Origin of the sequence: Undibacterium sp. Ji50W, from assembly GCF_049340445.1 — a bacterium.
GTDB lineage: Bacteria > Pseudomonadota > Gammaproteobacteria > Burkholderiales > Burkholderiaceae_D > Undibacterium.
In genome coordinates this window covers 116,525-130,220 of record NZ_JBMPOX010000015.1, presented here as the reverse complement: position 1 = coordinate 130,220, position 13,696 = coordinate 116,525, and the positions used below count along the sequence as shown (strand labels likewise).

Here is a 13,696-nt window from a genome sequence, read left to right as displayed (position 1 = left end):
CAGACATCCATCCCGGATGCACATTGGCATTTTGTTCATCATTTTCATACGATACGTATATACTGCGGTCTTTTGCGAAACCAGATGAACATTGTGTGGTCTACCCGGACGTCACGTCGTCATCGTCTTTCTACAGAAAGCAGTATTCATGTCATCGCTGCCCCCGCTGCTACCTTCGCGGCTACTTTTCTTGTTACGCTTGTCACTGACCCACATCGCGGTGCTGCTCGCCCTGACTAGCGGTCTTTGTCCTCTTTACAGTCAAGCCCAGGCAATTACTGAACCACCGACAACGGTCAGTACCAATCCGGTTATCAGCCCGCGTCCCAAAGTGGCACTGGTATTGTCTGGTGGTGGTGCACGCGGCTTTGCCCATATCGGTGTCTTGCGCGCGCTGCGCAAACTGCGGGTGCCGGTGGATATGGTAGTGGGTACCAGCATCGGTGCCGTCGTCGGTGGTGCTTATGCCGCCGGCCGCTCTGCCGATGAACTTGAACAGATCGTGCGGGACACCAACTGGGACAGTGTGCTGGCCGACCGCCCAGCCCGCTACGACCTCGATTACCGGCGCAAGGAAGAAGACATACTGCTGCCTTCCCGCATAGAATTTGCCGTGACCAAATCCGGCATCTTCCTGCCGCCGGCAGCCGCTGGTAATGCCGCGCTGGAAAACGCCCTTACCCGCCTGATGCCGGAAGGCATGCGTGATCAGCCGGTTGATCAACTGACGCTGCCTTTCCGCTCCGTCGCTTCTGACTTGCTGACCGGGGACATGGTAGAACTGAATGACACCCCCTTGCTGATCACCATGCGTGCTTCGCTGGCCTTGCCAGGTGTATTTGCACCGGTACGTATCAAACAGAAACTGGTGGTGGATGGGGGGCTGGTCAGCAATCTGCCGGTAGAACTGGCGCGTTCAATGGGTGCCGATATTGTCATTGCAGTTAACGTTGGTACACCACTGGCAAAAGAAAATGAGTTGAACAGCGCCATCGAGGTCACCAAACAAATGCTGCAAATCCTGACTGAACAGAATGTACAACGTTCAATCAAGGAATTGCGGAATAGCGATATTTTGATTGCACCCGAATTGTCTGGCGTCAGTTTTCTCGACTTTGGTGAATATGTAAAATCCATCAAGGCCGGTGAAATCGCCACCCACAAAATGGCAGATAAACTGGCGGCCCTGCGCGTCACGGATGAACAGTACGCCAGCTTTGAGTATCAACGCTCCACCGGCACGCTGACAGCCAAACCCAGCACTGACAAACTGCCACTGGCCAAGGTGGAAGTGGAAGGCCCGCGCTACATCAACCCCAAGGCGCTGATCGCGCAAACCGGCCTGCAGGAAGGCCAGGTACTGACCTCGGAACAGATACGCCAAGCATCGGCCCGTTTATATGGACGCGGCGATATCGATAATGTGGAAACCGTCATCACCGATACAGAGGGCAAGCGCAATGTGTTGATACGGCCTACTGAATCCAACTCCAGCCGCAACCGCCTGCGCGTCGGCCTGGAGCTGACCAGCGATTTTGCCGATGAAAACCGCTTTGCGCTCAGCCTCATGCATATCGCTTCATCACTCAATAGCTACGGTGCCGAACTGCGCAGCGTCGCGCGCATAGGCAGCGAACGTCAGTTAGGTATGCAATTCTGGCAGCCCATTGCGTCTGGCTCCCCCTGGTTCCTGGCACCTTCCATCGAATACAATGGCAAAAGCCTGGACTTGTATAACGATGGTCGCAAGGTCGCCCGGGTCGGTGTGCGTGCCACCCAGGCGACCCTGACCTTTGGCCGTCTGCTGGACAACTGGGGCAAGATAGAGGCAGGTATCACGCGTGGTTTTGGTAAAGTCGATTTGCTGCTGCCAGCCAATGCCAACCAGGATAGTGCGCGCTATTTTGATACGACGCAATTTGCCCGCTTCCAGCTCGACACACTGGATTCACTGGCTTACCCAAGCCGTGGAAATCGTATCGCCGCGACCTGGGAACGGGCACCATCCAAAGGACCGGCCGAACCTTCCCAGGCCCAGTCAGAAATCGATGTGTTGACCGCCTTCCGGTTCGGCGAATGGGCTGGCCACGTGTATGGAGAATGGGGTAAGTCGCAACGCGGTAGTGCACCGAATCCGCTCGGTGGATTCTTGCGCCTGTCTGGCACGGCAAATAATTCACTGACGGGCAATGCCACCGCATTTAGCCGGATACTGCTGGCGCGCAAGATAGGCTCACTCCCCAGCACGGTGGGCGGTGCCATACGGCTGGGCTTTTCTGCTGAATTGGGCAATGCCTATGGCGATACGCAGCCGCTACGCTTCAATACCCTGAAGCAGGCGGCCAGCGCCCACATATCGATTGATACCCGTTTTGGCCCGCTGTTTTTTGCCGCCGGAGCAACCCGGGGCAACGGCTCTTCGCTTTATCTTTTCCTTGGACCGATCTGGTGAGTCAGTCCTTTGACGGCGGGCGCTGCTTCCGGGCGGCGCAGCGCAGTGAAGGCTGAAAACTCCCAGGAGCGGAAACCCACCAGCAAGGTGAAACCATCACGCTCTTCCGGCTTCAGGCGGCGGTCATCCTGGTGCAGCCTGGCCAGTTCAGCCGCCAGTTGCTGGATTTTTTGCACCAGTTCCTGCGCGCTGTGTGAAGAGACCCTGGCCGGTACAAACAGCAGGGTTTCGCCAGGCCCATCAAAACTGCCGGCGAAATAATCGCTGACCACCACATCACGAAAATACTGCTGTATCGGACCATCGGGACGCCAGTGAAATGCAGGTGACACATTCAGGCGGTAGCGGTTGTGCGGACGCAGTTCTATCAACTCCAGCTTGTCGAGCGCGATCATTTGCAATACGCATTCAGATTCGGACATGTGATAGGTCTCGATAATCTGTTCCAGCGTCCAGTGTCCCAGGCAGCAAATTGCCACCAGCAAGAGTTTGGGATCAGCCATCAGCGATTGTTCCTGCTCCAGGCTGAGTGTGTCGGATTGCGGAGTGACATCTGCGGCCTGGCGCAATATATCTTCCATGGCGATGCCGGCAGCCTTGCAAATTTCTGCCAGGCGCGAAAGGCTCATGTCCTTTTGTCCGAACATGCGCTTCATGCTGGATTCGCTCATGCCTATGCGCTCTGCCAGCATTTTGTATGTCACGCCTGCTGCCCGCAACTCTGAACGCAAGACTTTCAAGACCAATTCGGGTGAACTCATGAAGGCTTCCTGACAAAAAGTTGAATTTTGCAAATGGTACCGTATTTCAATACCAAAAATAGTGAAAAACAATGCTTTTGGTAATTTTCTGGTACGTATTTTTAATTATTGCGACACTTCGACTGGCAATGACAGTGTGAAGTTCAACCCGTCGTGAAACTGTTCAGGGATTCCCAAAAAGATTCCGCCGCCATATCGCTACCATATCGCTGCCGCGCAAACATCGTGTAGCGCAGTACCGTTCGATAGTGCAGTCCAGTTTTCAGCGCGATGTCAACTCTTATGCAGAGGAGCAAATATGGACAGGGAAGTAGTAAGCGAAATAAAGCCGACAATCAAGACCGTCAATATGGACACAGCAGGCAGATACTTCATCAGCGTCTGCCTGACCGTGACGATATTTGGGCTCGGCTATTTTTGTGGCACCCGGGCAGAAAAAGAAACCCGCTTCGATACCCGCTTTAATAACCGCTTTAATATAGGCGCCCCAGCCCCCAGTACGACAGCCAACACCAGCCGCGCCAGCGTACCGGCACAGTCACTGCGCCAGCAAGTCATGCCACGCAAGGCAGGACCGCTGGTATGACGAAACCGTGCAGCTTGCTTGAGGAAAACCGGCCACGACTAGTCTGTTAACACCGTTTATTTGTCACCGGATCAAACCAGTGTACGGCATCTGCCGCAAAACCTACCGAGGTATGCTGGCCCGCTTCTACAGCCGTACCGGCAGGCGTTCTTATCACCACAGACTGTTCACCACAGAGCCCATGTACCAGCAAATCCGCCCCCAGCGATTCCACCAGTTGCACTTCCAGCGGCAAGCCAGGCATGCCTATGAACAAATGTTCTGGTCGCACACCCAGTATCAATTCACGGTGCGCGACGCGCTCTGCTTCGCTTTGCACCAGCGGCAATGACACCTGCGCCTGCCCTATCTGCATCTGACGCCCGCTTTCACTGAGCTTGCCACGCAACAGATTCATGGGTGGAGAGCCGATAAAGCTGGCGACAAAGGTGGTGGCTGGCGTGCCATACACTTCTGCCGGGGTACCGATCTGTTCCGCCACGCCGCCATTCATGACTATCATGCGCTGGCCCAGGGTCATGGCTTCCACCTGGTCATGGGTGACATACAGGCTGGTGGTTCCCAAAGTCTTGTGCAGACGCTGAATTTCCAGGCGCATCTGCACCCGCAGTTTGGCATCCAGATTCGACAAGGGTTCATCAAACAGAAACACTGCCGGTTCCCTGACAATGGCGCGGCCCATCGCCACCCTTTGTCGCTGTCCGCCCGACAGCTGGCGCGGCGTTCTTTGCAACAGCTCGCCCAGTTCCAGTATCTGCGCTGCCTTCTGCACCCTGGTTTCGATATCGGCTTTGGAAAAACCACGTATCTTGAGCCCATAGGCCATATTCTGATAGACGCTCATATGCGGGTATAGCGCGTAGTTCTGGAACACCATGGCTATATCACGGTCCTTGGGTTCCAGTTCATTGACGATGCGCTCACCAATGATGATATCGCCGGACGTGATTTCTTCCAGCCCGGCCACCATGCGCAATAAGGTAGATTTGCCACAACCCGAGGGGCCCACCATGACGATGAATTCGCCATGCAGTATGTCTATGGAGATGCCATGAATGACATCAACGGCCTTGTCTCCCTTGCCATAGGTTTTTTTGACGTTTTTTAATTGGACCTGTGCCATATATTTATTCTGTAAGCATTACAAATTGAAGTCCGATAATGTGTTCGCCATTTTTTGTCAGGCTTTTATTTCTCGGCATCGACCAGGCCTTTGACAAACCATTTTTGCATGACGACCACTACCAGGCCTGGCGGCAGCATGGCCAGCAACAGGGTCGCCATGACCATATTCCATTCGACTGCCGCATCACCACCGGCAATCATGCGTCTGATGCCAACGCCTATGGGGTACATGTTTTGCTCTGTCGACACCAGCAAGGGCCACAGGTACTGATTCCAGCCATATATGAACATGATAACGAACAGGGCAATCACATTGGTGCGCGACAAGGGCCACAGGATATCGATAAGAAACCGTATCGGGCCGGCACCGTCTATGCGCGCCGCTTCTGCCAGTTCATCCGGCACAGTCAGAAAAAACTGACGGAACAGGAAAGTCGCCGTCGCTGACGCAATCAACGGTACTGTCAGTCCGGCATAACTATTGAGCATGGACAGATCAGACACGACCTTATAGGTAGGACTGATACGCACTTCCACCGGCAGCATCAGGGTAATGAAGATCATCCAGAAAAACAGGCTGCGTCCCGGAAAGCGGAAGTACACCAGTGCAAATGCGGACAGCATGGAAATGGAAATCTTACCTACCGCTATCATCAATGCCGACACCAGACTGACCCATAGCATGCGCCCTATCGGATTGCTGGCGACATTGCCGGATGTGCCACTATCAAGTACCGCGCTCAGGTTATGCCATAACTGGTCACCAGGAATCAGTGAAATCGGTGCCAATGCCGACTGTTCTGCCGTTTGCGTGCTGGCGACAAAAGCAACATAGATGGGGAACACCACCAGGCTGACACCCAGTATCAGGATAAGGTGGCTGAACATTCCCAGGAAAGGACGGCGTTCTATCATGTTCAATACTGCACTTTCTTTTCTACATACTTGAACTGCACTACGGTAAGGACGATGACGATGCTCATCAGTATCACCGACTGCGCCGCTGCACTGCCCAGGTCACCACCCTTGAAACCGTCATTGAATACCTTGAACACCAGGATTTCGGTATCCTTGCCTGGCCCGCCCTGCGTCGTTGCTTCCACAATCGCAAAGGTATCAAAAAAGGCGTAGACAATATTCACCACCAGCAGGAAAAAGGATGTTGGTGTCAGTAAAGGAAAAACGATGCTGAAGAAGCGACGCCACGGCCCGGCACCATCAATCGCCGCTGCCTCTATCAGGGATTTGGGAATGGATTGCAGACCCGCCAAAAAGAACAGGAAGTTGTAACTGATCTGCTTCCACACTGCAGCCAGCACGATCAATATCATGGCATGCTGTCCGTTCAAAAGACTATTCCATTCGATGCCGATTTCTCGCAAGGCATGCGCCACGATACCCAGTGTGGGATTCAGCAGGAACATCCACAAAACGCCGACCACCACGGGTGATACGGCATACGGCCAGATCAGCAAGGTCTTGTAAAACGAACTGCCCCTGACCACGCGATCGGCAAACACCGCCAGCAACAAAGAAATACCCAGCCCCAGCACCGCCACCAGGAAAGAAAACAGCGCCGTCGTCTTGAAGGCCGTCAGGTAGGTAGGATCAGCAAACAAGTCTTTGAAATTATCCAGCCAGACAAATTGCGAAGATATGCCAAATGCATCCTGCAACAGTACCGACTGATATAAGGCCTGGGCAGCAGGCCAGAAAAAAAACAGTATGGTCACCACGATCTGCGGCAGCAACAACAGATAGGGTAGCCAGACCGATCGAAAACGTGCGCGTTTTTCCAAAGAATCCTCGAATGTTTAGTCAATAAAACCTAAAAGCTCACCACAGCGGCACAGAGACACAGAGAAAGTAAGAAGAGAAGTATGCATTCCCTTGCCTCTTGAGGGTTTTCTCTGCATTTCCTCTGTGCCCTCTGTGTCTCCGTACCTCTCTGTGTTGAGAGGTCTTGATTTTACTTATTCGCTTTTTCGAAACGTTCCAGCAATTCATTGCCACGGGCGACCGCACTATCCAGTGCTGCCTTGGCTGGTTTCTTACCGCCCCATACTGCTTCCAGCTCTTCATCCATGATGGTGCGTATCTGTACAAAGCTGCCCAGGCGTATGCCACGCGACTTGTCGGTGGTCTTGACGATCATCTGTTGCACGGCAACGCCGGGGCCTGGTGTCTTTTCATAAAAACCCGAGCTCTTGGTCAGTTCGTATGCGGCATTGGTAGTGGGCAGGTAGCCGGTTTCCTGATGCCATTTGGCCTGTACCTCTGCCTGTGAAAGGAATTTATAGAACTTGGCAACCCCTTTGTATTCTTCTGTCTTTTTGCCATTCATGGCCCACAGCGATGCGCCGCCTATGATGGTATTTTGTGGCGCACCTTTGACGTCGGAATAATAAGGCAAAGGTGACACGGCAAATTTGAACTTGGCGTTCTTGGCCACATTGCCATAGGCTGAACTGGATGAGGTGAGCATGCCGCATTCGCCGGAATAAAACTTGGCTTCTGGTTCATTTTTACGCCCGGCATAGGTGAAATAGCCCTGCTTGGCCCAGTTTTCCAGATTTTCTATATGTTTGACGTGTAGCGGGCTATTGAACTTCAGGCGCGCATCCAGGCCACCGAAGCCATTGCCTTTGGATGCAAATTCAACATTATGCCAGGCAGAAAAACTTTCCAGGTGCACCCAGGTTTGCCAGCCAGTTGTATAAGCGCATTTTTCGCCATTGGCTTTCAGGCGGGCGGCGGCGGCCACCACTTCCTGCCAGGTAGCGGGTGCCTTGTTGGGGTCCATGCCGGCTTTGGCAAACATGTCCTTGTTATAGTAAAACACGGTGGTCGAACTATTGAACGGGAAAGACAGCATTTCGCCTTTTGGCGACGTGTAGTAGCCAGCAACCGCGGCCACATAGCCAGACGTATCAAATTTCTCGCCTGCGACCCTCATGACTTCCGACACTGGTTTGATCGCGCCTTTGGCATACATCATGGTGGCAGTGCCCACTTCAAATACCTGCAGGATATGCGGCGCATTGCCAGCCCTAAAGGCCGCTATGCCGGCAGCCAGCGCTTCGTCATAACTGCCCTTGTAGACGGCCGTCACCCGGTATTCTGTCTGGCTTTTATTGAATTGTTCGGCCAGGCCGGTAACGCGCTCGCCCAGTGCACCTGTCATGGAATGCCACCAGCTGATGTCGGTCACGGCATGGGCAGACCCGGCAAGGCCCATGCATACAGCAGCACTTACCATACGCAATTTGGTATTGAATTTCATAAGCTGTCCCCGAAAGTTTTATTAGCGTATTATTTCTTGCAATAACACTACGATAGCATTGCATACAATCCAGTGTATAGATAGCACTTATAATTCTGCCTGTGTGCAACAACAAAGCTGAATCATGAATCGCCTGTATTCTCGTCTGCATCTGTATTTCAAGCTGGTCAGGATGGATAAGCCCATAGGCATACTGTTATTGCTGTGGCCGACCCTGGCAGCACTGTGGCTGGCCTCGCAAGGACAGCCAAGCTGGCAACTGGTGCTGGTTTTCAGTGTGGGCACAGTGCTGATGCGCTCTGCCGGTTGCGCCATCAATGACTATGCGGACCGTGATTTTGACCGGCACGTCAAGCGCACGGCCGCAAGACCGCTGACTAGCGGCAAGATCAGTGGCAAGGAAGCGGTAGGCGTGGCGGTGGTATTGGCCCTGATCTCTTTTGCCCTGATCCTGCCGCTGAACACCCTGACCAAGCAATTGTCGGTCGCTGCCGTGCTGGTGGCTGGCAGTTACCCCTATTTCAAGCGTTTTTTCGCCATTCCCCAGGCCTACCTGGGCATTGCCTTCGGCTTTGGTATACCGATGGCTTATGCTGCAGTGCAAAATACGGTCCCCATGAGTGCCTGGATATTATTGCTGGCCAATGTCTTCTGGGCCGTGGCCTATGATACTGAATATGCCATGGTGGACCGTGACGACGACCTGAAAATCGGCATCAAGACCTCGGCCATCACTTTTGGCCGCTATGATGTACTGGCAATCATGCTGTGCTATGCCATCAGCTTTGCCCTGATACTGGCAGTAGGCTGGCAAGCCGGCCTGCGCACCTGGTTTGTGGTGGGCATAGGAGTAGCTGTGCTGTTCGCGGTTTACCATTACAGCCTGATACGCGAGCGTGAACGTATGGCCTGTTTTGCCGCCTTTCTGAATAACAATTGGTTGGGTGCAGCAATCTTCGCTGGTATTGCGCTGGACTATGCAGTAAAGTAAAACCATAGATTGCTACTTATTCAATTTTCTTGCTAGTCCTTGCGTTTCGACAAACCCGCCCCCATCTTTTTGCATAGACTGAAGACAATTCACTTCCCAACCAGAAAGGAAACATCATGAGTACAGTAGATGAGCATAAAGAACAATTGATGAATGACCTGCATCTTGTTATCCGTGATGCTGAAGATTTGCTGAAAAACACCGAACAACAAAGCGGTGAAGGCTTTAGAGCCGCCAAAGCCAAGTTTGAAAAAACCCTGAAAAATGCCAAGGCAGAAGTCGAACGGATTGAAGACCTGGTCGTCACCCGCACCAAAGAAGCAGCCCGTGCCACCGATGTCTATGTCAAGGAAAACCCATGGCAATCTGCTGGCATTGCGGCTGGGGTTGGCTTGCTGATCGGTCTGCTCATCGGCCGTAGCAAATAAATTCATGGCCATTACCGATTCGCTGGCACAACTGGCGTCGACACTGATCAGCAGTGTCCATACACGCCTGGAATTAGCCTCGGTAGAACTGGAAGAAGAGCTGAATCGCTTTTCTTCCAGTTTGTTATGGTCGTTGGCAGCCATGTTTTTTGCCGGTCTGGCGATACTGGTCGCCATACTGACGCTGATTGCGCTGTTCTGGGATAGCTATCGCTATACCGTCCTGTTATCGCTGCTGGGCCTGTTTTCGCTGCTGGCCATCGGCATTTTTTTGCGCGTACGCAGTGCCATGCGCAACAAACCGGCATTTCTGTCCTACACCCTGGCGGAACTGAAAAAAGACAGCGCCAGCTTACACCGTGCTGACCGCACCGTCGTAAAAGAATAGGCATTCAGTCATGGCGAAACGGCAAGAAAAACTCGCTCAGAAACGTCAGGCTCTATTGCTGAAAATACAGGCACAACGCAGCCTGATGACTATCTATGGCACAGAAATCCGGCAATCGTTAAACCTGGTGGATATGGCCAGCGATCTGTTTGGCAAAATGGGCGATTCTACCCGCCATCGCCCGATTGCCAGCATCCTCATTACCGCCGTGGTCATGGTACTTAAACCAAAGCGCGCATTCGCGGTTGCCAAATCCGCTTTAATGGGCTGGCAAATCTGGCAAAGCCTGTCCAGCCTGGTGAAACACTTGCGTCAGAGCAGGGACAAGCCTGTGCATTGAAGGTGACTGATTAAAACCCGGCAGTCATATTTATGCAGCTTTTTCCAATGCATTAAGAAAAGCACTCATAAATTGTTGCCTGGTCGATTCATCGCTAAATTCGGTCGGTAATGGGTAGGCGACACAATCCTGACAGGCAGTCATAAATTGTCCAATACGCTTAGTAGCGTTTTCTGAGTCGCTATAATCAGCAACAAATAGCTGAGACAGCCGGGTACTGATCTCCCCGACAATACTGTCCATCGGTGCGAGGGCAAGTATAGGATGCCCGGAAACCAAATAATCAAATAACTTGGCGGGTATGGATGCCTGGGAAGAAGATAACATGATCAGGCCATCTGCATTGCTGACCAATTCAAGTACGGCTTGACGCGGTACCAGAGAACGGATTTCAATTGTCCAGTTAATCACTCTGAATTGCTCTTCCCATGAACGCAAACCGGCAATTTCAGCGATGGACAAGTCGCCTACGAAAATCAGATTACCGTGGGCACCTCGCAATCCGTTCAGCAAGGGTTGTAGCAAGTCTGCAATTTTTCGTTCTGCACGTGAGCTGAAGATTCGCCCCGCATACATCAATTGCAAATGCCGCCCCTGGTCTTTTTTTGTCAAGAGAGGCAGTTGAGTCCCAGGTGGATAGGCGTTGGTTACGGCAACTGTTTTTTCGCGACAAAATGGAAGTCGCTCGACCAGCATTGTCTTCCAGCGTTCGGATGTCAGTGTAATCAGGCAGGCCTGTTTGAGTATCCTTTTCTCGGTCAGGGCTTCGCGCCATCGTTGCAATGCAGAACTGACTAGCAGGGGCTTCATGGGCTCATCCAGCCAGCCATCGCGCATATCGATCAGTAACGGGAGCTGAAACTTCGATGCGAGGTGAGATGCAGCAACGTGAACGGATTCTGGAAAACTGGAAGACAAAATAGCGTCTGCCTTGCCCGCATATTCCATCACAAGCGGATGTCGCATTGCCCTGCGAGCCCACAGCACACCGGGGTCAGGGCTCAACAAGGCATAGGCCAGCAAGCGCAAACGCTGCCGCACTTTAACAACGAAAGCATTCCTCGGTTGAACGGTCGGTGAAAAACGTAGATCGCTTTTCTTTCCATAAATACCCAGGGGATCGGGAATGCAAATCAAATGTCCCCAGTCCGTGCGGCTTACCATTTCCTGTTCGGCGGAGGCCACGATGCTGATGACGATTCCTGCCTCCGACAACCAACGAACGAAGCGCTCTATGCGATATTGTCCCAAGTGCTGTGGATCACACCAGTAAGGTGCAATGATCATCAGATGCTTACACTTCACGAGTCGCTCGCAATTCGCGGTAAATGGCTGCAAGCTTGTCCGCTTGCAAGCTGACGTCATATTCAGCTTCTATCAGCGCGCGAGCCGCCCGGCTGTAATCGAGCCATTTTTCCGGAGCAAGTATCAAGGACTGCAGTTGCGCCAGCAAGCCATCGACATCATGTTCTTGCGCCAGCAAACCGGATACACCATGCTTGATCACTTCCGGGATATCACAATGAAAGGTACTGACAACCGGCATGCCGCTAGCAGCCATTTCTATAATGGAAACCGGCAAACCACCTTCTGAATCACCATCTTTTGCATGAACGCTGGGCGAAAAGAAAATATGGTTCTTATATGCCTCTTCCAGCATTTTTGCGTGTGTACAGTACCCCAGCATGCGCACCTTATCTGCCATGCCGTATTTGTCGATAACTGCAAGGATTTTTTGTTTTTCCTCCTTGCTGCGGGGATCGGCATCGGCATCGCCAATCAGGGTAATCTCCAGGTCCACATTATCCTGTAAGCGGCCCAATACTTCCAGCGCACAAGGAATTCCCTTTTTTTCTCTGAAGGCACCCGCAATCATTACTTTCAATGTGGTAGAAGGACTCCAGCTACGGGCCTGAAATGGAATAAATTGCAGATCCACACCAAGATGGTGGACGCGCACCTTTTCCGGCTTACAACCCCTGGCTACAATACGGGAAGCCATATGACTTCCCTCACACAAAACCAGGTCAACACTATCAAACAATTGTGCGTAACGCGTGATCCAGCGCGCATCCTGCTGGGGTAGATGATCGACGTCCAGTCCATAAAAAGTCACTACATGTGGCAAATTCAATTGCATTGCTGCGTGACGATCGAACCAGCCCATATTACCAAAGTGGGAATGTATGACCGAACTGCGTGAGCGCTTCGCATATTGTCTCAACCAAAACGGATACAGGGGGATATTCAATTTTCTCAGCAAAGCCTCAAACTTATACCGCAAGCCAGAGGTACCGCAGAAACTATGCAAATCATCGACCGGAAACAATTCAGGCTTACTAAGCCCGATACAGGCAACTGTACAAGCGATATCTGCTGGCAAGGATTTGATCTGGTTATATAACCAGGTTTGTGTTGGTGCAAGCCAGACAGGGCAGCTATGTAAGACTTTCACAGGTCGATAACTCATTTATGTTATTCCACATTGATCTGGGTATCTGCTTTTTGCACTATCCACAGATCCTGCCGATGAAAACCCTCGGGCGAAAAATGGATGACTTTGTAGCCTTTTTGACGCACTACGGATTCAACCCATGGTTTCGGATGGAAAGAACCAAACAGTTTTTTTCCTTCGATATCGCCATCTCTGGTCACCAGGTTTCCTTGCCGAAAAGATTCCATCTGCTCCGGGCTCAGACAGAAAGTAAATTTCTCTCCATGCGTGGAAAACGCGAAATATCCTTGGTCTTTCAACAGACGGTGCATTTCAGCCAGCCATTCAAGTATTGATTTCTCTGACAGATGAGTAAAAATTGAAATAGCGTAGATAAAGTTGAACTGCTGATCAGGCAAGGCAATAGGGGGAGATAATTGATTTTCCAGAAAATGTATACCTGGCAATTTGGCATTACACCACTGAATCGACGCTGAATTATAGTCAGACCCCGTCAATTCAACTTTGTGAAATCGCGTCAGTTTCGCACCAAGATGTCGAATTATTCGTGCAGGACCACAACCCCATTCAAAGATAGCTGCATCAGGGCCGTCAACATAGCGTTCGATTAAGTCTGCAATTTTTTGCGCGTCAGTCATTCCAGATGAACGATAGGTTTCCCAGTTGACATTATGATTTGCATCAAATATCAATTCAGCTGGTGGGAGCTGAAAATCTGGATAATTCTTCAGGAAAGCCGCATTCTCTTCTTCAAATTTTTTATTCAGGTAGCGGAAGTGCAATTTATCAGCGACACCACGCAGTCCCAGTGACCATATTAGTTTTATCAAGCCCGATTTAAGTTTTTTCACGATAATTAAAGTTATAAGTTTGAGGATATTTTTTTG

The 13,696-nt window shown here is 51.7% G+C and carries 14 protein-coding genes; 6 read left to right on the top strand and 8 right to left on the bottom strand.

The genetic code is table 11. The features are described from left to right. The first annotated feature begins 148 nt into the window (after window positions 1-148). Complete coding sequence (locus ACO0K9_RS19525; RefSeq protein ID WP_422987753.1) at window positions 149-2,452, top strand: patatin-like phospholipase family protein; 2,304 nt, start codon at window positions 149-151, stop codon at window positions 2,450-2,452. Here the strand turns inward: ACO0K9_RS19525 and ACO0K9_RS19520 are convergent. Beyond that, entirely contained in the window at window positions 2,425-3,213 is a 789-nt protein-coding gene (locus tag ACO0K9_RS19520; RefSeq protein ID WP_422987752.1) for a helix-turn-helix domain-containing protein, read from the bottom strand. The two genes, ACO0K9_RS19525 and ACO0K9_RS19520, sit on opposite strands and share 28 nt — an antisense overlap. 298 nt (window positions 3,214-3,511) lie before the next feature. Between ACO0K9_RS19520 and ACO0K9_RS19515 the strand changes: the two genes are divergently transcribed. After that, entirely contained in the window at window positions 3,512-3,799 is a 288-nt protein-coding gene (locus ACO0K9_RS19515) for a hypothetical protein (protein WP_422987751.1), read from the top strand. 46 nt (window positions 3,800-3,845) lie between these two features. Here ACO0K9_RS19515 and ACO0K9_RS19510 read toward each other — a convergent pair whose 3' ends face one another. The 4 genes from ACO0K9_RS19510 to ugpB all read right to left on the bottom strand — a co-directional run bounded on the left by ACO0K9_RS19510 (window position 3,846) and on the right by ugpB (window position 8,207). After that, window positions 3,846-4,922, bottom strand: coding sequence for a sn-glycerol-3-phosphate import ATP-binding protein UgpC (locus tag ACO0K9_RS19510; RefSeq protein WP_422987750.1), 1,077 nt, complete (start codon window positions 4,920-4,922; stop codon window positions 3,846-3,848). Between the two features lie 65 nt (window positions 4,923-4,987). Next, entirely contained in the window at window positions 4,988-5,839 is an 852-nt protein-coding gene (gene ugpE / locus ACO0K9_RS19505) for a sn-glycerol-3-phosphate ABC transporter permease UgpE (RefSeq protein ID WP_422987749.1), read from the bottom strand. A 2-nt stretch (window positions 5,840-5,841) separates the two neighbouring features. Beyond that, complete coding sequence (gene ugpA / locus ACO0K9_RS19500) at window positions 5,842-6,723, bottom strand: sn-glycerol-3-phosphate ABC transporter permease UgpA (RefSeq protein ID WP_422987748.1); 882 nt, start codon at window positions 6,721-6,723, stop codon at window positions 5,842-5,844. Window positions 6,724-6,893: 170 nt separating this feature from the next. Next, window positions 6,894-8,207: a sn-glycerol-3-phosphate ABC transporter substrate-binding protein UgpB gene (gene ugpB, locus ACO0K9_RS19495; protein WP_422987747.1), complete on the bottom strand. Its 1,314-nt coding sequence runs from the start codon at window positions 8,205-8,207 to the stop codon at window positions 6,894-6,896. Window positions 8,208-8,331: 124 nt separating this feature from the next. Between ugpB and ubiA the strand changes: the two genes are divergently transcribed. The 4 genes from ubiA (at window position 8,332) to ACO0K9_RS19475 (ending at window position 10,354) form a co-directional block, all read left to right on the top strand. Further along, on the top strand, window positions 8,332-9,198 hold the full coding sequence (gene ubiA, locus ACO0K9_RS19490) for a 4-hydroxybenzoate octaprenyltransferase (RefSeq protein ID WP_422987746.1): 867 nt from the start codon (window positions 8,332-8,334) through the stop codon (window positions 9,196-9,198). Between the two features lie 116 nt (window positions 9,199-9,314). Continuing rightward, window positions 9,315-9,626 (top strand): DUF883 family protein, encoded by a 312-nt coding sequence (locus ACO0K9_RS19485; protein ID WP_422987745.1) that lies wholly within the window; start codon window positions 9,315-9,317, stop codon window positions 9,624-9,626. A 4-nt stretch (window positions 9,627-9,630) separates the two neighbouring features. Beyond that, complete coding sequence (locus ACO0K9_RS19480) at window positions 9,631-10,014, top strand: phage holin family protein (RefSeq protein WP_422987744.1); 384 nt, start codon at window positions 9,631-9,633, stop codon at window positions 10,012-10,014. Between the two features lie 10 nt (window positions 10,015-10,024). Continuing rightward, window positions 10,025-10,354, top strand: coding sequence for a YqjK family protein (locus ACO0K9_RS19475; protein WP_422987743.1), 330 nt, complete (start codon window positions 10,025-10,027; stop codon window positions 10,352-10,354). Window positions 10,355-10,384: 30 nt separating this feature from the next. Here ACO0K9_RS19475 and ACO0K9_RS19470 read toward each other — a convergent pair whose 3' ends face one another. The 3 genes from ACO0K9_RS19470 to ACO0K9_RS19460 are packed head-to-tail and all read right to left on the bottom strand — an operon-like array spanning window position 10,385 to window position 13,660. Continuing rightward, window positions 10,385-11,641: a hypothetical protein gene (locus tag ACO0K9_RS19470; RefSeq protein ID WP_422987742.1), complete on the bottom strand. Its 1,257-nt coding sequence runs from the start codon at window positions 11,639-11,641 to the stop codon at window positions 10,385-10,387. A 7-nt stretch (window positions 11,642-11,648) separates the two neighbouring features. Next, window positions 11,649-12,824 (bottom strand): glycosyltransferase, encoded by a 1,176-nt coding sequence (locus tag ACO0K9_RS19465; RefSeq protein WP_422987741.1) that lies wholly within the window; start codon window positions 12,822-12,824, stop codon window positions 11,649-11,651. Between the two features lie 5 nt (window positions 12,825-12,829). Beyond that, window positions 12,830-13,660: a class I SAM-dependent methyltransferase gene (locus tag ACO0K9_RS19460; protein ID WP_422987740.1), complete on the bottom strand. Its 831-nt coding sequence runs from the start codon at window positions 13,658-13,660 to the stop codon at window positions 12,830-12,832. Between the last annotated feature and the right edge of the window lie 36 nt (window positions 13,661-13,696).